Raw genomic sequence first — 18,474 nt, 5'->3', positions numbered from 1 at the left:
GACGGTCTCCGTCGGTCGCGTGTCGCGGTGGGATGCTCAGGGGTTGCCGGCCAGGCGCTGCATGGTCGCGTGGATGGCCTCCGGGGCCTGCATGATCCGCATGAACTGGCCCATGCCCAGCGCGGGCCAGGCCAGTGCGATGCGGTAGCGGGCGTAGAAGGCACGCACCTCGCCACCGACGATGAAGATCTCGTACGGCAGCGCAGCCTCGTGGTCGGCGCCGATGGTACCGGCCCACCAGCCCTCGCCCTGTTCCGCGTCGTTCAGTGCCACGCCGAACACGGCCAGCTGCCGCTCCGGCAGCACCACCTCGTAGACCTTGGCCGTCTGTCCCAGGCCCTTGCCCAGGTTGGCCTGCACCGCACGCAGCGCGTCGTCGAAGCTGGCGTGGCGCTGCAGCACGTTCTTGCCGGAGTCGATGCGCTCCATGCCGAACATGTAGCGGTACTCGGGCAGGTCGGCCTCGGGTACGTCGCCGCCGAAGGGCGCGCCGGCGCCCAGCGCACGCGCCAGCCGCTGGGCGGCGTCACGCACCGCCGGCTGCGCCGCGCCGAAGCCCTGCTGCAGGTAGGCCCGGTACCAGTAGTCCGGGTTCATGTAGGAGACGCTGCCGTCCGCGCGCACGCCCACGCGGATGCCGGCACCGGCGATCGCCGCGCCACCGGCGGTGCCGATGGCGAGCAGCAGCGCCGGGTCGGTGACGATCAGCGAACCGTGCCCGGCCAGCCGCGGCGGCAGGTGCCGGCCGACCACCGTGAAGCCCTCGGCCTGCAGGCGCTGGGCCAGCGGCGCCATCTGCTCGGCCACCGGCGCCGCCGGGCGGCGTTCGCCGGCGATGTAGGGGCTGACCGCCAGGGCCAGCGCGGTGTGCAGCAGCATGGCCAGGCCGGCCAGGAGTCTTTTCACGCGGTGTCTCCTCGGGTGGCCGCGGCACCTCTTCGGGTGCTCGCCGCGCGTGCGGTCAGTTCAACGGGCGAAAGGCCATCCGGGATGGCCTCTCACCGGCTCAGATGAACAGGCAGACGTCGGTCTCGCCGGCGAACTTCATGAAGGTCGCGGCGCCACCGTACTCGATGCCGTCGATGAACATGTCCCGGGTGAAGTCGAACAGGTCCACCGTCATCTGGCAGGCGATGAACTTGACGTCGGCCTCGATGCACAGGTCGCGCAGTTCCTGCAGCGACGCGACGCCTTTCTTCTTGATCTTGGCCTTCATCATCGACGTGGCCATGGCTTCCATGCCCGGCAGCACCGACACCACCACCGGCATCGGCACCGGCATCGGCATCGCCGGGTTGGCCAGCGGGCTGATCGCGATGCCGTCGAGGTTCTTGCGCAGCAGCTGCAGGCCGTAGAAGGTGAAGAAGATCTGCACGTCCCAGCCGAGCGCGGCGGCCGTGGAGGCGAGGATCAACGGGGGGTACGCCATGTCCAGCGTGCCCTTGGTGGCGATGATCGCCATCTTCTTGGTCGGCATGGGGGTGGTCTCCGTGGTTGTCAGTGTGGGCGGGCCGCCAGGGAGGGCGGCATGCCACCGCACCCCACGCCCGGCCTGGCAGGGCCGGGCGCTTCTGTTACTCGCACGCCCGGCCTTGCCAGGCCGGGCGCTTCGTCAGGCACGAAGAGGTCCGCAGGGACCTCTTCGTGTCCTGACTCAGCCCTTCTTGATGAAGAAGACGTACTTGCCGCCCTCCTCCTTCGATTCGAGCAGCGGGTTGCCGGTCTGCTCGGCGAAGGCGGCCATGTCGCACACCGAGCCGGGGTCGGTGGCGACCACGCGCAGCACCTGGCCCGGGGTCATGTCGGCGAGCGACTTCTTCGTCTTGACGATGGGCAGCGGGCAGGCCAGCCCGGAGGCGTCGAATTCCTTGTCGTGGTTCATGCAGGGTCTCCGTGAGTGGAAGGGTCAGCCGGCCGCGATGCCGGTGCCCGCGCAGGTGCATGCGAATGCCCTATTGGCGGGCCGGGCGGGGGTGCGCGTCCATCACCGAGATGGCGTGCGCCCCATCACCCATCCGGATGATGGGGTTGTCCCGGTCAGAAGCGGTGGCTGTACATCAACTGTACGTTCGTCTGGCGGTGGGTCACGGTCACGCCCTGGCCGTTGGTGACCGTCACCTTGGGCGCCATCGTCAGCGACGCGTTGATCTCACCGGCCCCCGACAGCTTGTAGCCCAGGCCCAGCGTGTAGTGGTCCTCCTCGGTGGCCGGGAACAGCGGGTTCACGAAGGCCTCGGGGATGGGGTTGCTGGACAGGTTGGCGCCGGCACGCAGCGTCAGCGCCGGCGTGGCCTGCCAGGCGATGCCCAGGTTGGTCACGGTCTCGTCCCTCCAGTTCTGCGGCAGCGCGAAGCTCACCGAGCCGTCAAAGGGCGCGGCCGTGCTGTCGAACTTCATGCGGAAGTCCTTCATCACACCCTTCCAGCCGATGCGCTTGACGTCTGCCGCCAGCAGCACGCTGGGCGTGACTTGCCACGCGGCGCCGACGGCCAGCATCGACGGCCACTGGAAGTCCACCACGGTGATGCGGCCCGGGATCGTGCCCATGCCCTGGATGCTCAGGCCGGCGCCGCCGCTGCCGGTCTTCATGTCGCCGAGGCTGGACTCCAGCTGGTACGAGGCGCCGACCGTGAACGTGGGGCTGGTGCGCCAGACCATGCCCAGCTTGGCCGCCCAGCCGGTGGACTTGGCCTTGCCGGTGAAGTCGCTGCTGTCGCTGAAGTCGATGCGTGCCCAGGTGCCGGCCGGCAGCGTCGGCAGCGTGGCACCCAGGCCGGCGATCAGGTTGCCGCTGCCGCCGGTCACCAGGGCGCCCAGGTCGCTGGCCGGCGCGGCCATGCGCAGGTCCAGGCCCGCCCACATGAAGTCCAGCGTGGCGCCGACGGCGAAATCCGGCGTCACGTTCCAGGCCAGCGGCAGCAGCACGCGGCCGACGCCGAGTTCGGACCGCACCGGCTCGCCCGAACCGGCGGCCAGGAAGGTATTGGCGCCGTACTCCGTGCCCATGCCGCCTTGCGCGAACATGCCGATGCCATAGGTGAGGTCACCGTTGCGGCGCACGTAGCCGAAGGCCGGCATGACGTAGGACGTGCCGCCGGACTTGGCGCTGAACGGCCCGGCACTGCTCCTGACGTCCGGCCCGAGCAGACCCAGGGCCACGTCCACCCGCGCGCCGGGCCCGCCGAGCGCCAGCGTGGCCGGGTTCTGCGCCATCGCCGCAGTGCCGTGGTCCATCGCCTGCGACGCACCGCCCATGCCGGTGGAGATGGGGCCGTAGCCCTCCATGTTCATGCCGTTGGTGGCCGCCGCGGGCAGCGCGGCCAGCAGGCCGGCGGCCAGCGCCGTGAGGGTGAGGGCGCAGGGCAGGCCCTGGCTGTGCCGGAACGTCCGCATGGTTGTCTCCTTGTCGGGGTCGGTGATCGGGTGAGGGACGGAGGGGGAGTCGGGGCCTTGAAAGCGGGCCATCACCAGCGGGCCAGCAGGCGTCCCTTGACCACCTTGCAGTCCCATTGCTTGAGCGGGCAGTCGCCCTTGGCCGTGCAGTCGCCGCTGCGGATGTCGAACTGCCACTGATGCTTGGGGCAGGTCAGCGTGTCGCCCTGCAGCGCCAGGTCGGGGATGTTGGTCACCTGATGCGGGCAACGGCTGTCGTAGACCCGCCAGCCGTCGGCCCGGCGATGCACGAAGAGGCCGCGGCCATCGCAGTCCACGCGCGTGGTCTGGCCGACCTTGAAGCCCTTGGTGGCCATCACGTCGTGCCAGCTGCCTTCGGCGCCCATGGCCGCCGGCTGGAACTCCGGCAGGTCCATCGCCAGGATGATGTCCACCGCCCAGACGATCTTCGCCAGCCCCAGCGTCGGGAAGGCCATCAGCAGGGCGTCCAGCACCTCGGCCGGCGTCGCGCCTTCGCGCAGCGCGCGGCCCAGGTACTGGCGGAAGCCACGTTCCGTCTGCGCATGCACCTTGGTGATCACGGAGATCAGGTTGCGCGTCTTCGGGTCCAGCTTCGTGCCGCAGGCCTTCAGGAAGGCGAAGTAGTGGCCCACGGCATCGGGCCGGGCCTTGACGAGGTAGGCGAGGGCGTCACTCATGGGATGTCAGCCTCAGGGAGAGTCCGTGGCCGGTGGCACGACGAGCACCGGGTGCTCCGCCAGCCCCACCACCTTCTGCGCCGTGCCGCCGATCCAGGCGCGGCCGAGGAAATCGCCGCCGTGGCGGCCGACGACGACGAGGTCGGCGCCCAGCGTGCGCGCGGCGTCGACGATCTCGCGGTGCGGCGCGCCGTCGCGCAGCACCACGTCCACCGTCAGGCCGCCGGCCCGCCAGGCGCGGGCCTGCACCTCCAGGCCGGCGCGCAGCGATTCCGGGCCCACGCTCAGCAGCGTCAGCGGCAGACCGCAGCGGCGCGCGATGCCGGCAGCCACGCGCAGCGGGCCGTCGTCCGGCTCGCCGGGGGCCAGCGACACCAGCACGCGCTGCTGCCACATGCGCGCGGCGCGCGGGCACACCAGCACCGGGCACGGCGCGTGCGCCAGCACCTTGCTGACCATGTCGCCGATGAGCACGTTGGCCAGCAGGCCAGGCCGGCCACGGCGGCGGATCACCAGCAGTTCGCTGCCCAGGTCGCGTGCCTGCTCGACGATCTCGCGCCACAGTTGCAGGCCGTGGCGCACCTGCAGGTCCAGCGTGATGCCGGCGGCGGCCGCTTCGCCGACGAAGGCCTGCCGCCGCTCGGCCGCGGCGCCGTCGGCACGCGCGGCGGCCTGCGGCGTGGTGGCCTCGTACTCGGGGTTGGAGATCACCGGCATCACCACCGGCAGCGGCAGGCCGCAGTGGCGGGCCAGCGCCAGCCCCAGGGTCTCGGCGCCGTGGTCGTACTCCGAGTGCTCGGTGGCCAGCAGCAGCCGCTCGAACGGGGCGCGCACGGCTTCAGCCGACATGGATCACCCCCGAGGCCGACAGCGCCAGCACCGCCGCCTGCGCCCCGCACAGCAGCACGTAGAGCCGGTCGCCGCGCGCCCGGTACAGCAGCGCCACACCGAGCACGCAGGGCAGCGAGCACAGCGCCAGCATCGCCACGCCGAGCTCGCCGACGATGTCGCCATGGTCCAGCTGGCGCAGCCAGGCCCAGCCGGTGGGCGCGCCGGTCTGTGCCAGGAACTCGCCCACCGGCAGCCCCCAGAGCGCACCCAGCCGGTCCAGCGGCAGCAGCGGCGACAGCAGCCCGGTCACGTAGAGCACGAAGCCCAGCGCCATTGCCGCCAGGCTGGCGCCGGCGCCCAGTTCCAGCCAGCGCGCATAGCGCAGCTGCACCGCGTCGTGATCGGCGTCCAGGCGGACCGGCGGCGTGCCGCTCACCAGCCCAGCCCCTTCATCAGCGACCGCACGCCGGCGAACAGCAGCACCGCGATCACCATGCGCCGTACCGACGCGCCCTTGAGCACGCCCAGCAGCCGTGCGCCCAGGCGTGCGCCCAGCATCATCCCGGCGATGGCCGGCACCGCCAGCACCGGCAGCACCGCGCCGTGGTTGATGTACACCCACACGGCCGACGAGTCCACCAGCCCGAGCACCAGGCCCGAGGTGCCCGCGGCCACCTTCACCGGCACGCCCATCAGCAGGTTCAGCGCCGGCACGTTGGCCCAGCCGGCGCCGATGCCGAAGACCCCCGCGAGCACGCCGATGCCGGTGAAGGCCGCCAGGCCCGGCAGCGTGCGGTGCGCCTGCCACTCGATGGTGCGGCCGCTGGCGCGGTCGGTGAACACGCCGTGCAGCGACAGCGCGCGCGACAGCGCGTCGGGCGCCGGCACGCGCGGGATCTCCGACTGCCTGGCCATCAGCATCACGCCGACGATGGCGAGCACGACCACGCCCAGCGCCACCTGCACCACGTCGGCCGGCAAGGCCAGCCCGACCAGCGCGCCGACGATGGAACTGGCCGACGCCAGCGCGGCCAGCGGCAGGGCCAGACGCAGGCTGGCCAGGCCGGTGCGCAGCAGCGTGGGCCCGGCGGCCAGCGCGCTGGCCAGCGCCACCATCAGCCCGATGCCGCGCACGAAATCGAGGTGGAAGGGGAAGAAGCTGCTCACCAGCGGCACGAACAGCGTGCCGCCGCCGATGCCCGCCGGCACGGCGATCAGGCCCATCACGAAGCAGGCGGCGAACAGCGCCAGCGGCCAGACCCACACCGGGGTCGTCCCCGCGGGCGCAGCGGCCAGCACCGGCGCGCTGGTGGTCAGCAGGGCCAGGGCGGTCGCCGCATGGGCGCGCCTTCGGCTCACGCAGCCTCCCGGTCGGGCAGGGTTGTCTCCATCGGTCTCGGTGGGCCACGGTGCGGGGGCCCATGGCGGTCTCTGTTGTGGAGACCATTGGGCGCGAGTGCCCCTGCTGGCGTCTATTACCGGTACGGGTAGCGGCGTCTAGCCCATCTGGGTGATGGACCCGGTCTGCGTGCGTGCCGCCTGACGGATGCGCACGGCCTCCTCCTGGTCGGTCAGCGTCAGCTGCTCGTCGATGCGGCCGAGCGCCTGCGCGACCTCCGGCAGCAGCACGTTCTCCAGCGCCAGTGCGCGCCGCTCGGTGCGCCGGTACTCGCTGGCCAGTCGCTCCAGGTTGCCGGCGGAGACCGCCAGCGCGGCCAGCGGCGCCAGCAGCGCGGCGAATGCCGCGCGGCAGGCCTCGGCATCCGGTGAGGGGTCGGCCGCCGTCGTTGCGGGGACACGGGCTTCGTCGTCGGGCCGCTCTGCGGGCGCGACCTCGAGCACCGTCACGCCCAGGAAGCGCGCGGCCTGCAGGCCCGGCGCCACGGCCGGCGAGGCCACAGGCTGGGCCGCGAGGCCGCTGCGCCCGTGGCGCTGCAGGGCTGCGCGCAGTGCAGCGGCCGCGGCCTGCAGGGCCTCCACCAGCGCCGCCTCCTCGGCCTGGTGCGCCCGCAGCCGGCGCATCGTCTCGGTGGCCAGCAGCACGCGCTTCTCGTCGAGGAAGGTGTGGCCCTGGCGCATCAGCGTGCGCTCGTCGGCCAGCGCCATCCGGTTGGCCTGGGTGGCGGGCAGGTCAGCCATCGCCGGGCTCCGCGGCCGGGTCCGGACCAAGATGACGCGCGATCTGCGCATCCGACAGCCGCGTCAGGTCCGCCGCCGGCAACGCCTGCAGCAGCCGCCAGGCGAGCGCCAGGCTCTGTTCCAGCGTGCGCGGGCCGTCCTGTGCCACCAGCTCGCGCTCGAAGCGCTCGGCGAAGGCCAGGTGGCGCCGGTCGTCGTCGGTCAGCCCGTCGGCGCCGACCACGCTGGCCAGCACCCGCACGCGCACCGCCTTCGCGTAGGACGCGAACAGCTGCTTGGCCAGTGCCGGGTGGTCGACGTCGGTGAAGCCTTCGCCGGTGCCCTGGTCGAACAGGCGCGACAGGCTGGGCAGCACGTGGATGGGCGGGTACACGCCGCGGTGGTCGAGCGCGCGGTCGAGCACGACCTGGCCTTCGGTGATGTAGCCCGTGAGGTCGGGCACCGGGTGGCCGATGTCGTCGGCCGGCATCGTGAGGATCGGCAGCTGCGTGACCGTGCCACGGTGGCCGCGCGCCGAGCCGGCGCGTTCGTAGATCGTGGCCAGGTCGGAGTACATGTAGCCCGGGTAGCCCTTGCGGCTGGGGATCTCGCCATGGCGTGCAGAGACCTCGCGCAGCGCCTCGCAGTAGTTCGTCATGTCGGTCAGGATGACCAGCACGTGGCGGCCCTCGTCGTAGGCCAGGTACTCGGCCGCGGTGAGCGCCACGCGCGGCGTCAGCAGGCGCTGCGGGCTGGGCTCGCTGGCCAGGTTGAGGAACATCGCCGTGTGGCCCAGCGCGCCGGAGTCGGCCATCGCGCGGCGGAAGCCCTCCGCCGCGTCGTACGACACGCCGATGCCCACGAAGACGATGGCGAAGGCCTCCGTCGCGGTGCCGCGCAGCCGTGCGTGGCGCGCGATCTCGATGGCCAGACGGTCGTGCGGCAGCCCGCCGCCGGAAAACACCGGCAGCTTCTGGCCGCGGATCAGGCTGTTCATCAGGTCGATGGCGGAGATGCCGGTCTCGATGAAATCGCGCGGCAGCGCACGCTCGGCCGGGTTCAGCGCGTGGCCGTCGATCGGCCGCCAGGCGTGCGCCGCCACGGGCGGGCCGCCGTCGGCCGGCCGGCCCAGGCCGTCGAACACGCGGCCCAGCAGGCCCGGGCCCACGCCCAGGCGCAGCGGTTCGCCGCGGAAGCGCACGCGCACGCCGTCCAGCCGCAGGCCCTGCGTGCGGTCCAGCACCTCCACGACGATGCGCTCCTCGTCCAGCCCGGTGATGCGGCCGATGCGCGGTGGCTCGTCGCCGAGCTGCACCTCCACCGCCTCGCCCAGGCTCACCTGCACGTTGCGGCGCAGGAACAGCAGCGGGCCGTCGATGCGCTGCACCGTGTCGCGGGTGGCGGTCTCGATGCCCATGCTCAGGCGCCTGTCTCCGGCACCGGTGCCGCGGCCGGCGCCAGCGCGCCGAACTCGCGCTCCAGCTGCGACCACAGCGCGTCGAAACCGGCCATCGCGTCCTCGCCGATCTCCTCGCCCATGCGGCGCAGCCGGCGCATCACCGGCAGCGCGCCGACGGCCTCGGGGGCGGTGCCGGCCGCCACCGCGTCGCGCGCCAGCGCGCTGAAGCGCATCACCAGGCGCAGCATCTGGCTCTGCCGCGCCGGCGAGCAGTAGCGGTCCACCGGCGAGAAGGCCGACTGGCGCAGCAGCGCCTCGTTGACCAGCTCGGCGGCCACCAGCGTCAGCTGCTGCTCCGGCGGCAGCGCGTCCTTGCCGACGATGCGCGCCATGCGCTCCAGGTGTGCCTGCTGCTCCAGCATCGCCAGCAGCCGGCCCCGCTGCACGGCCCACTCGGCGTTGCCGTTCGCCGTCCACCACGGCGCGAATCGCTCGGCGTCCAGCGCGTAGGACTGCAGCGGGTGGATGGCCGGGTAGAAGCGCGCCTGCGCGCGCTCGCGGTCCAGGCCCCAGAAGCAGCCCACGTAGCGCTTGGTGTGGCTGGTCACCGGCTCGGAGAAGTCGCCGCCCGGCGGGCTGACGGCGCCGATGATGGTCAGCGAGCCCTCGCCGCCGGCCAGCGTGCGCACGCGCGCCGCGCGCTCGTAGAACTCGGCCAGCCGAGAGCCAAGGTAAGCCGGGTAGCCGGCCTCACCCGGCAGCTCGCCCAGGCGGCCGGCCACCTCGCGCAGCGCCTCGGCCCAGCGGCTGGTGGAGTCGGCCATCAGCGCCACGTGCAGGCCCTGGTCGCGGAAGTACTCGGCCACCGTCACCGCGGTGTAGATGCTGGCCTCGCGTGCCGCCACCGGCATGTTGCTGGCGTTGGCCACGATGACGGTGCGCTCCATCAACGCGCGGCCGGTGCGCGGGTCGGTCAGCTGCGGGAACTCCTCCAGCACCTCGGCCATCTCGTTGCCACGCTCGCCGCAGCCCACGTAGACGATGATGTCCGCGTGGCACCACTTGGCCAGCGTCTCCTGCAGCACCGTCTTGCCGGTGCCGAAGCCGCCCGGGATCGCCGCCCGCCCGCCGCGCGCCACCGGGAACAGCGTGTCCAGGATGCGCTGGCCGGTCACCAGCGGTTCGTCGGCCGGCAGCCGCGCGGCCACCGGCCGCGGGTCACGCACCGGCCAGCGCTGCCACAGGCCGGCGGTGCGGGTGCGGCCGGCGTCGTCGGCCAGCGTGACCAGCACGTCGTCGTCGCCGACCTCGCCTTCGGCGGCGACGGACCGCACCGTGCCACCGACGTCGGGCGGCAGCAGGCACAGCCGGGCGTGCGGGCGGTCCGGCAGGGTGCCGAAGGCGCTGCCGGGGGCCAGCCGGTCGCCGGGCCGTACCGTCGGCACGAAGCGCTGGCGCGGCCCGGGGTCGTCGCCGTCCAGCCGGCGCAGCAGGCCGTCGTAGATGTGGCCCAGCAGCCCCGGCCCCAGCGGCACCGACAGCGGCAGGCCGCTGCCGACGACGGCGTCGCCCGGCTTGAGCCCGGTGGTGTCGTCGTAGACCTGGGCCACGAGGTGGTCGCCCTCGAGCCGGATCACCTCGCCCGGCAGTGCGTGCTCGCCCACGGCCACCGCCTCGCCGACGGCGAACGGGCCTTCGACCTGGGCATGCAGCACCGGGCCGTGCAGCGCGACGATGCGGGCGCGGCTCACGGCGTGGTGCCTTCCCGCCCGTGTTCGCCCTCCAGCGCGGCCCGCAGCAGTGCGTCGACCTGCGAGCGGTCGGCCAGCAGTGCCGCTGGCGTGGCGTCCACCCAGGCGCCGTCGGCGTCCACCCGCAGCCCGGCCTCCAGCGCGGGGTCGGCCTGCGGTGCCGCCCCGAGCTGCTCGGCCAGCGCGGCCACCTCGTCGGCCGGCATCGTGGCCGGGTGGTGCAGCACGCGACCGCTGGCGGCCAGGCGGGGCCCGGCCACTGCCGCCAGCGCCTTTGCCCAGGCCTGGCGCGCGGCCGGCTGCTGCCAGCGTGTCACCAGCGCGGCCTGCAACAACGGCCGGGCCAGGGCCAACGCCGCGACCGTTCGTGCGGCCTCGGCAGCGCGCGCGTCGGCCTCCTGCGTGGCTTGCAGCTGCCGCAGGCGCTGCCGTGATGTGTCGCGCAGCGCTGCCGCGGCCTGCCGGCGCTGGCGCCGGGCCTTGTCGCGGGCCTGGGCCAGCAGGGTGGCCGCGTCGGCCTCGGCAGCTGCCCGCAGCGCCGCCACCTCGGTGTCGCGACGCTGGGCAATGGCGTCCACCAGCGCGTCGGCCTGCAGCGTGGACGGGGGCGCGGTCACGCGGCCCTCCCGGCGGTGTTGTCCAGCCCCATCAGCCGGTGCAGGCGGCCCACGAAGGCGGCGTCCGTGGCCGGCGCGGACAGCGGCGGCAGCACCGCCACCGGCGGCTGCCCGCGGCGCCGCGCGGCGTCGATCACCGTCGGCGGCAGGGCCGCCGCGGCGCTGGTGCCCAGCAGCACGAGGCCGGCGTGGCGCAGTGCGGCGTCGAACGCGGCCGGCACGTCGGCCGTTGCGGTCGGCCGCGCATCCACACCGGCCAGGCGGAAGCCGGCGCACGCCAGATCGTCGCCGATCAGGACCACCGTCGCAGGCGCCATCGTTCAGGTCCGGTTGAGGATCAGGATGGCCACGATCAGCCCGTAGATGGCGATGCCTTCGGCCAGCCCGACGAGGATCAGCACCCGGCCCAGCAGCTCCGGCTTCTCGGCCAGCGCGCCGACCGCGGCGCTGCCCACCACGGCCACCGCGTAACCGGCCGCCAGCGTGGCCAGGCCGGCCGCGGCCGCCGCGGCGGCAAAGGCCCAGCGCAGCACCGACGGGTCGGTGGCGCCGGCCGCCGGCGCGGCAGCGGTCATCTGCGCGCTGGCCGGCAGCGCGAACATCAGGGCCAGCGCGGTGCCGACGATCGCCAGCGCGATCACCAGCAGGACGAGGGGCGCGGCGCGACGGGCGCCGGCGGGGACGGGCAGGGACATGGCGGATCTCCGGGTCAGGGGCTGAGCGGATGCGGGGTGGGCGGCGGTGCCAGCGGGCGGAAGGCCCGGCCGCGGCCGCTGAGGAAGCGCAGGAAGAACTCGAACAGCAGCAGCCGCGTGGTCTGGATGCCGACCACCAGGCCCTCGAGCACGAGCACCAGCAGGTTGCCCAGCACCATCACCGGCCACTGGCCGATGGGGCCGGCGGCGTCCGCGATGCCGGTGATGGCCGCCGACAGGCCGGCGTGGGCGAGGGCGAACGCGCCCACGCGCGCGAAGGACACGGTGTTGACCGCCAGCTGCAGCGCCTGCTCGACGAAGGCCGCAAGCCCGCGCAGGAAGCCACCGGTGCGGTGGCCCCGGCTGTCTGCCGCCGCCGCGGTGCCCAGCGCCATCCACAGCGCGCCCACGGCCACGGCAGCGAGCGCCGCCGGCCACCACGGCGCGGCCAGTGCGCCCGCGTACGCGAGCACCAGGGCCGCGTCGCGGGCCCACCAGCAGCGCAGGTCGCGCCGCCAGGCGGCCGAGAGCGCGTTCAGCGCCAGCCCGGCGAGCAGGATCGCGGCGCCGAGCGCCACGGCGGCGATCAGCAGGTCCACCGGGTGCGCCAGCGGGTGGCCCCAGGCGGCCGAGATGAGGTCCTCGCGGCCGAACACGCTGCCGAAGGCCACGCCGAAGCCCATGGCGGCCATGCCGCCGGGGATCAGCATCGCCAGCGCCGGCCAGCGCCGGCGCAAGGCCAGGCCGGCCAACAGCAGCACCGCGCCCTGGCCGACGTCGCCGAACATGAAGCCGAACAGCAGCGGCGCGATGACGGCCAGCAGCCGGCTCGGGTCGGCCTCGTCGCGGCCCGGCTGCCCGAGCAACTGCGCCAGGGCCTCGAAGGCCCGCGCCCAGGGCGGGTTGGCCAGGCGCGACGGCGGTTCGGCGTCGTCTGGCGGCGGCGTGAACTGGGCCAGGCCGTGCAGACCGGCCTGGCGCAACGGTGCGCACAGCGCGTCGGCATCGGGCGCGGTGGTCCAGCCGGTGATCCACACCAGGCGCGTGCTGGCAGCCAGGGCGCGGCCGTGTTGCACCAGCCAGGCCACGCGATTCACGGTGGCCAGCGCGTCGGCCAGGCGGTGGCGGGTGGCCAGCGCCTGCAGCGCGCGCGACCGCGTCTCGGCGGCCAGTGCCGCGCCGGCCTCGGCGGCCGCGATCGTGGTGGCGGCGGCGGCCCAGTCGCCGTCCAGCCCGGGCAGCCAGGGCAGGGTGCGGGCCTGCACGGCCGCCAGCCGGGCGTCCACCGCCGCCAGCGCCGCGGCCGGGCCGATCAGCAGCGTGGCCCAGGCGCCGGCGGCGTGGGACGGGTCCGCCGCGTCCTCCTGCAGCGGCAGCACGGCGCGCAGCACGTCGGCCGGCAGGTCGGCCGCGGGTGTTGCCACGGGGCCCACGGCCAGCCGACGGCCCAGGTGGCAGGTGCCGGCGGCCGAGATCAGCGCCGGGCTGGGCCAGGCGTTCGGCTGTCGCTGCGCCGCCGCAGCCACGCGTGCCAGGTCCTGCAGCCCGCGTCGCCGGGCGGCCCCTCGTTCGTCCTCGGCCAGCAGCGGGTCGGCCTCGTCGCGCCACGCGTCCAGGCGCGCCATCGCGTCGTGCAGGGCCGCAGCCGGGTCGGTGAGCGCGGCGGATGGCAGGCCCGCGGTGGGTGGCGGCCAGTGCGCCGCGTGCGTGCGGGCCAGGGCGGCATAGCGTTCGAGCAGCGGCGCAGCGTCGGCCAGCACCAGCGGGGGCGCGACGGCCTCCACGCGCGCCTGAAGTTCGACCTGGCCGCCGTGCGCCAGCGCCTCCAGCACGGGCGCGAGCGTGTCCCGTGGTGCCACGAGCTCGAACCAGCGGCAAGGCTGGGGGCGCAGCATCAGGCCGCCTCCGTCTCGGTCTCGAACATCGCGCGCGCGACCAGGGCGCCGCGCAGCCGCTCGAGGTCCAGTGCCGCGAGCGCCAGGTAGGCGAAGGCTGGCACGGCGGTGCCGGCGTGGCCGCGGAACAGCCGCACCAGGGCCCGCTCCGCGGCGCCGGACCGGGCCGGGCGACCCACGGTGTCGCCGCGCAGGCGCGGGCACAGCTGCTCGGCCGCGGCGCGCCAGGGCACACCGGTCGCGGCATCCGCGGGCAGTGCCCGTGGCCACGCCGCGGCCCAGTCGGCCAGCCGGTCGGCGCCATCGTCGGAGGCGGTGTCTTCCGCCGCCAGCGGCCAGGGCGCGAGGCGGCCTTGCAGGTGCACCGCCGCGCGCCAGCGCGGCGGCAGCCAGCCGGCCACCGTGGCCACCTCGCGCGCCCAGCGCTGGCGCAACCGCTGCTCCAGGGCGGCAGCCTCGTCGGCCTGCGCGACGCCGTCGAGCCAGTGCGTCAACGGGCCCTGGCGGGTCACCGAGAGGGCCTGGGTGGTGGTCTGCGCCGCCTCCAGGTCGCGCCAGTGAGCGTCGGACGGGCGCGCGCCCAGCCTCGCCTGCAGCCGCGCGAGCGCGTACGCGAGGTCTGCGTGCGCTGTCATGGCCGGCTCAGCGGACCGGCAGGCCGCCGGTGAGCATGGCCGCCACGCGGGCCACTGCGGTGGCCATGGCGGCGTCCGTAGTCTTGGCCGCATCTGGTGGCATGCCGGCTTGCGCCTGCAGCCGCTGGATGCGCTGTGCCAGCGCCTGGGCATGGCGCTGCTGGCGCGCGGCGATGCGTGCGGCGGCGCCGTCGACCAACGCACGCGCCGCATCGCGCGCCGCGTTCACCTGCGCCTGGGCGTCGCGCCGTGCCTGCGCCACGGCGGTGGCGGCGTCGCGTTCGGCGGCGAGCACGCGTGCCATGGCCTGGGCCACGGTCTCGTCGCGGGGCGGCGTGGCCATGCCAGGCACCGGGGACCGCTCAGTCCGCCAGCTGCGCCGCCACCAGCTCCAGCAGGCTTTCCGGCGACTTGCTCCACTTCGCGTGGCGCGCCCCCTGCTCCAGCGTGATCCGGCACTGGCCGCAACTGGTCAGGAAGTGCTCGGCCCCGGTGGCGTCCACCTGCTGCTGCTTGAGCGCGAAGACCTTGTGGCGTAGCGGCGTGGCGCGCACGTTGGACACCACGCCGCCCCCGCCGCCGCAGCACATCCCCGTGGTGCCGTGCTGCGCCAGTTCGCGCAGTTCGAAGCCCAGCGCGGCGATGATGCGCCGGGCTGCCGCCTCCAGCCCGCCACGGCGCACGATCTGGCAGGGGTCGTGGAAGGTGGCGCTGGTGGGGTCGACCTTGCGCACCTTGATCCGGCCGCTGGCGATCAGCTCGTCCAGGAACTCGGTCATGTGCACCACGCGCACCGGCAGCGCGCTGCCGTACCAGCGCGACGCTTCCCAGCGCGCCGCGCCGTAGGCGTGGCCGCACTCGGGCAGCAGCACGGTCTTGGCGCCGATCTTCACCGCGGTGTCGATCAGCGACCGCGTGAGCTTCTCCTGCAGTTCCAGGTCGCCGTTGGTGAAGCCGATGTTCGACGCATCGAAGCCCTCGCTGTGCATCGTCCAGCGCACGCCGGCGCGGTTGAGTACCTTCGCCGCCGCAGCCAGCGCGCCGGTGTGCTCGCCCAGTTCCGCCGGTGCGGCGGTGACCAGCACGTCGGCCTGGGCGAGGTTGCAGGGGATCTCCACGCCATGTTCCTGCGCCGTTTCGGCCAGGATGTCGGCCAGGTCCTCGCCGGGGGTGGCTGTGCTGTTCCACTGGCGCGCGGTGCGATCCATCAGCGCCAGGCGGTCGGGCATCAGCCCGGCCTTGTACATGCCGTGGCGTGCCTCCTTGACCAGTTCCGCGATGTCGATGCCCATCGGGCAGGCCATGGTGCAGCGGCCGCACATGTTGCAGCTGTCGTAGAGCAGCTCCTGCCACTGCTGCAGTTCGTCAAGGGTCGGCGCCTTCACGAGGCCGAGTGCCTTCACGAGTGGCCCGAGCGCGCTCGCCTCGCGCAGGTAGGTGCGGCGGAAGGGCTCGAGCTTCAGCGCCGGCGTGTACTTGGCTTCGCCGGTGGCCAGGTAGAACTGGCAGGCCTGGGCGCACAGGCCGCAGTGCACGCAGGCCTCCATGTGGATGGCCGAGGTGCGGCCGAACTGGCTGGCGAAGCTGGACATCGCCTGCGCGACGCGTTCCGCGTCGGGGCGGTCGCCCTGCTGGTCGAAGCCGGCGTGCGTGGCCGTGGTGGCGGTGGTGGTGGCGTTCATGCGCTGACCCCCCGATGGCTGAAGCGGCGGCCGGTGGCGGCGCGCGAGAGCGGGAACAGCACGGCATGCATCAGCTTGCCGAACGGGAACCACACCAGCAGCAGTTCCAGCGACAGCAGGTGCAGCGCCAGCGGCAGCCTGTAGAGCACCGCGTCGCGTGCCAGGATCTGCGCCGACGGCTCGCTGGCCACCGCCATGCCGGTGACGAAGGGCAGGAAGGTGACCACCCAGGTGACGTAGTCGTCACCGCTGGACAGGCGGCGCCGCACCGGGTCGTCGAGCCGGCTCCACAGCGCGAACAGCAGTGCGTAGATCACCGCCGCGGCCGACAGGTACATCACCGCGTCGGGCAGCGCCGGCCAGCCGATGCCCAGGTGATGGCGGATGAAGGCGATGTGCGGCGCATAGGCCAGCACCACCAGTGCCAGGCCGATGTGCAGCACGTAGCCGTTGACGGTGGTCACCATCGCGCTCTGGCCGAACACGCGCCGCGGCCACAGGCCGCGCAGGATGGCGCGCCCGGCACCGGCCATCGGGCTGGGGGCGCCTTCGCGCGGCGGCGAGCGGTCGCGCTGGGACGGCAGGCGCCACAGGCCCCACAGGCGCCAGGCCACCCCCAGCAGGAACACCGTCACCGCCAGCACCCAGCCGGGGCCGCGGGCAAAGTCGAGCAGGTCCATCGTCACCTCTTCCATGCTGTGGCGGGCACCCTGGGGGGCATCCGATGGGCGTCACATTAGGACTGCCGGGCGGGCAGGGCTTGACGTTCGTCAACAAGTGCACAGGCTCCGGGTAGATACCTAGGCGGGTGTCGGGATCGTCCGGTGGTCAAGTGCCCGGGAAGGGCGTCCAATGCGGGCTGGTCGACCGTGGATGGCCGCGGTCGGCGCGACCGTGCCCATGTCCTCGAACGCTCCCTTGACCCCCGAAGCGCCGCCCGGCCACCCGGCCCTGCTGGCGCAGATCACCGCCGACCTCGCCGGTGGCGCCGATCCGACCGCGCTCCTTCGACGCTTCCTGCCGCAGATGGTGGCCGTCTGCGGTGCCGAGGCCGGCGTGATGCGCGTGCTCTCGGCCGACGGCCGGGGCTTCGAGCTGGTGGCCGACCAGGGCCTGCCGCCGGACCTGCGCCTGCTGGAGATGGCGGTGGAGGCCGATTGCGGCGTCTGTGGTGCGGTGGCCGGCTCGCTGGAGGTGGCGTGGAGCGATGCCGGCAACGCCTGCGCGCGACGCCACCCGCACCCCTTCCTGGCGGCGCCCGGCCGCCGCGTACTGGCCGTGCCGCTGGCGCACCGCGGACGCGTGCTGGGCGTGTGCAGCCTGTTCTTCGGGCCGGGCGGGGACGTCAGCGCGCAGGTGATGGCCCTGCTCAAGACGCTGGGCGAGGTCGTCGGGCTGGCGCTGCATGGCGCGCGCATGGAGGCGCAGGCGCTGCAGACCGCCGTGATGGCCGAGCGGCAGATGATGGCCGCCGAGGTGCACGATGCCATTGCGCAGACGCTGTCGTTCGCCAAGATGCGGCTGCCGCTGCTGGCGGCGGCGGTGGATGGCGGTGACCGTGAAGGCGCCCGGCGCTACATCGGCGACCTGCGCAGCGCCGTCGGCCAGGCGCACGGCGACCTGCGCAACGTGCTGTCGCACCTGCGCGAGCCGATCGATGCCCCCGACCTGCGGCATGTGCTGGAAGCCGGCCGGCGCGCGCTGCGCGAGCAGGCCGCGGTGGCGCTGGAGGTGCGCGACGACGCGCCCGAACTGCAGCTGCCGCCGCCGCAGGCCCACCAGGTGCAGCGCATCGTGCAGGAGGCGCTGACCAACATCGCCCGCCACGCCGGCGCTCGGCATGCGTGGCTGAGCATCGAGCGCCATGGCTGTGAGCTCGAGATCCGTGTCGACGACGACGGCCGTGGCCTGCCCGACCGCCCGCCGGGCACCGACGAGCGCCACTACGGCCTGGACATCATGCGCCAGCGCGCCGCGCTGCTGGGCGGCGACATCGAGATCGCGCGCCGGCAGGAAGGCGGCACCTGCGTGCGGCTGCACTTCCCGGTGGACGGGATGCCCTCATGACGGAAGCCACGGCCACCCCGCTGCGCCTGGTGCTGGTCGACGACCACGCGCTGTGCCGCACCGGCCTGACCGACCTGCTGCACCACCGTGGCGGCATGCAGGTGCTGGCGGCCTTGTCCGACCCCGACGAGGTGCTGCGCGTGCTGCGAGAGCAGCGGCCCGACCTGGTGGTGCTGGACCTGCGCATGCCGGCCATCGACGGCCTGACCCTGCTGCGCCGCCTGCGCGCCGAAGGCGTGGACACGCCGGCGATGATCCTGACCATGAGCGATGCGGAGGCCGACCTGTCGGCGGCGCTGCGCCTGGGCGTGCGCGGCTACCTGCTCAAGGACATGGAACCGGAGATGGTGATCGCGTCGATCGAGCGCTGCGCCCGCGGCGAACTCGTCGTGGCGCCGGCGATGACGCTCAAGCTCGCGCGCATGCTCGAAGGCGGCCCCGCGGCCGGTGCCGACCGCCGCGGCCAGCTGGCGTCGCTGACCGAACGCGAGCGCGAGATCCTGGACCACGTGGCCCGCGGCGAGAGCAACAAGGCCATCGCCCGCGCGCTGGACATCAGCCACGACACGGTGAAGCTGCACGTGCGCCACATCCTGGCCAAGCTGAACCTGAGTTCGCGCGTGGAGGCGGCGGTGTTCGCGGTGGAGGCGCGCAGCGAGCCGGACGGAGGGCGGTAGCGCGCGGTCGGGCCCC

General features: G+C 73.9%; 21 protein-coding genes. 2 read left to right on the top strand and 19 right to left on the bottom strand.

Translation table 11 applies throughout. The features are described from left to right. Positions 1 to 36: 36 nt before the first annotated feature. From ENE75_RS08285 to ENE75_RS08195, 19 genes are all read right to left on the bottom strand, one after another. Positions 37 to 906, bottom strand: a complete 870-nt coding sequence (locus ENE75_RS08285; RefSeq protein WP_128197735.1) for a hypothetical protein — start codon at positions 904 to 906, stop codon at positions 37 to 39. A gap of 100 nt (positions 907 to 1,006) precedes the next feature. Continuing rightward, positions 1,007 to 1,477 carry a sulfur carrier protein DsrE2 gene (dsrE2, locus tag ENE75_RS08280; protein ID WP_128197733.1) on the bottom strand — a complete coding sequence of 157 codons (471 nt, stop codon included), beginning with the start codon at positions 1,475 to 1,477 and terminating at the stop codon, positions 1,007 to 1,009. Positions 1,478 to 1,654: 177 nt separating this feature from the next. Beyond that, positions 1,655 to 1,882: a sulfurtransferase TusA family protein gene (locus ENE75_RS08275; protein ID WP_128197731.1), complete on the bottom strand. Its 228-nt coding sequence runs from the start codon at positions 1,880 to 1,882 to the stop codon at positions 1,655 to 1,657. A gap of 155 nt (positions 1,883 to 2,037) precedes the next feature. Continuing rightward, positions 2,038 to 3,393, bottom strand: coding sequence for an OmpP1/FadL family transporter (locus tag ENE75_RS08270; RefSeq protein ID WP_158288885.1), 1,356 nt, complete (start codon positions 3,391 to 3,393; stop codon positions 2,038 to 2,040). Between the two features lie 71 nt (positions 3,394 to 3,464). After that, positions 3,465 to 4,091: a Rieske 2Fe-2S domain-containing protein gene (locus ENE75_RS08265; protein WP_128197726.1), complete on the bottom strand. Its 627-nt coding sequence runs from the start codon at positions 4,089 to 4,091 to the stop codon at positions 3,465 to 3,467. Between the two features lie 12 nt (positions 4,092 to 4,103). Continuing rightward, complete coding sequence (locus tag ENE75_RS08260) at positions 4,104 to 4,940, bottom strand: universal stress protein (RefSeq protein WP_128197724.1); 837 nt, start codon at positions 4,938 to 4,940, stop codon at positions 4,104 to 4,106. After that, positions 4,930 to 5,358 carry a hypothetical protein gene (locus ENE75_RS08255; RefSeq protein WP_128197721.1) on the bottom strand — a complete coding sequence of 143 codons (429 nt, stop codon included), beginning with the start codon at positions 5,356 to 5,358 and terminating at the stop codon, positions 4,930 to 4,932. Before ENE75_RS08255 ends, ENE75_RS08260 begins: the two co-directional genes overlap by 11 nt. Continuing rightward, on the bottom strand, positions 5,355 to 6,281 hold the full coding sequence (locus ENE75_RS08250; protein WP_128197719.1) for a sulfite exporter TauE/SafE family protein: 927 nt from the start codon (positions 6,279 to 6,281) through the stop codon (positions 5,355 to 5,357). Before ENE75_RS08250 ends, ENE75_RS08255 begins: the two co-directional genes overlap by 4 nt. Before the next feature lie 138 nt (positions 6,282 to 6,419). Next, positions 6,420 to 7,061: a V-type ATP synthase subunit D gene (locus tag ENE75_RS08245; protein WP_158288884.1), complete on the bottom strand. Its 642-nt coding sequence runs from the start codon at positions 7,059 to 7,061 to the stop codon at positions 6,420 to 6,422. Next, on the bottom strand, positions 7,054 to 8,457 hold the full coding sequence (locus tag ENE75_RS08240) for a V-type ATP synthase subunit B (RefSeq protein ID WP_128197714.1): 1,404 nt from the start codon (positions 8,455 to 8,457) through the stop codon (positions 7,054 to 7,056). The genes ENE75_RS08245 and ENE75_RS08240 overlap by 8 nt, the downstream gene beginning before the upstream one ends. Positions 8,458 to 8,459: 2 nt before the next feature. Continuing rightward, positions 8,460 to 10,190, bottom strand: coding sequence for a V-type ATP synthase subunit A (locus ENE75_RS08235; RefSeq protein ID WP_128197712.1), 1,731 nt, complete (start codon positions 10,188 to 10,190; stop codon positions 8,460 to 8,462). After that, complete coding sequence (locus ENE75_RS08230) at positions 10,187 to 10,807, bottom strand: hypothetical protein (RefSeq protein ID WP_128197710.1); 621 nt, start codon at positions 10,805 to 10,807, stop codon at positions 10,187 to 10,189. The genes ENE75_RS08235 and ENE75_RS08230 overlap by 4 nt, the downstream gene beginning before the upstream one ends. After that, complete coding sequence (locus ENE75_RS08225; protein WP_128197707.1) at positions 10,804 to 11,124, bottom strand: V-type ATP synthase subunit F; 321 nt, start codon at positions 11,122 to 11,124, stop codon at positions 10,804 to 10,806. Before ENE75_RS08225 ends, ENE75_RS08230 begins: the two co-directional genes overlap by 4 nt. A 3-nt stretch (positions 11,125 to 11,127) precedes the next feature. Further along, the gene (locus tag ENE75_RS08220) at positions 11,128 to 11,502 is read right to left on the bottom strand and encodes an ATP synthase subunit C (RefSeq protein WP_199232244.1); all 375 of its coding nucleotides are present in this window, start codon (positions 11,500 to 11,502) and stop codon (positions 11,128 to 11,130) included. Positions 11,503 to 11,516: 14 nt separating this feature from the next. Further along, positions 11,517 to 13,397 (bottom strand): V-type ATP synthase subunit I, encoded by a 1,881-nt coding sequence (locus tag ENE75_RS08215; protein WP_128197705.1) that lies wholly within the window; start codon positions 13,395 to 13,397, stop codon positions 11,517 to 11,519. Next, entirely contained in the window at positions 13,397 to 14,032 is a 636-nt protein-coding gene (locus ENE75_RS08210; protein WP_128197703.1) for a hypothetical protein, read from the bottom strand. Before ENE75_RS08210 ends, ENE75_RS08215 begins: the two co-directional genes overlap by 1 nt. Before the next feature lie 7 nt (positions 14,033 to 14,039). Next, positions 14,040 to 14,375 carry an SPFH domain-containing protein gene (locus ENE75_RS08205; RefSeq protein ID WP_128197701.1) on the bottom strand — a complete coding sequence of 112 codons (336 nt, stop codon included), beginning with the start codon at positions 14,373 to 14,375 and terminating at the stop codon, positions 14,040 to 14,042. A 19-nt stretch (positions 14,376 to 14,394) separates the two neighbouring features. Continuing rightward, on the bottom strand, positions 14,395 to 15,714 hold the full coding sequence (locus ENE75_RS08200) for a (Fe-S)-binding protein (protein WP_128197699.1): 1,320 nt from the start codon (positions 15,712 to 15,714) through the stop codon (positions 14,395 to 14,397). Then, on the bottom strand, positions 15,711 to 16,394 hold the full coding sequence (locus ENE75_RS08195; RefSeq protein WP_128197696.1) for a hypothetical protein: 684 nt from the start codon (positions 16,392 to 16,394) through the stop codon (positions 15,711 to 15,713). The genes ENE75_RS08200 and ENE75_RS08195 overlap by 4 nt, the downstream gene beginning before the upstream one ends. A 238-nt stretch (positions 16,395 to 16,632) precedes the next feature. Between ENE75_RS08195 and ENE75_RS08190 the strand changes: the two genes are divergently transcribed. Together ENE75_RS08190 and ENE75_RS08185 are read left to right on the top strand one after the other, a co-directional pair. Then, positions 16,633 to 17,781 carry a GAF domain-containing sensor histidine kinase gene (locus ENE75_RS08190; protein ID WP_158288883.1) on the top strand — a complete coding sequence of 383 codons (1,149 nt, stop codon included), beginning with the start codon at positions 16,633 to 16,635 and terminating at the stop codon, positions 17,779 to 17,781. Then, entirely contained in the window at positions 17,778 to 18,458 is a 681-nt protein-coding gene (locus ENE75_RS08185; RefSeq protein WP_128197692.1) for a response regulator, read from the top strand. The genes ENE75_RS08190 and ENE75_RS08185 overlap by 4 nt, the downstream gene beginning before the upstream one ends. The last annotated feature ends 16 nt before the right edge of the window (positions 18,459 to 18,474 follow it).

The sequence above is a fragment of the Rubrivivax albus genome (assembly GCF_004016515.1).
GTDB lineage: Bacteria > Pseudomonadota > Gammaproteobacteria > Burkholderiales > Burkholderiaceae_C > Rubrivivax > Rubrivivax albus.
The sequence above is the reverse complement of the archived record's forward strand: the minus strand, read 5'-3'. Positions and strand labels throughout refer to the sequence as shown.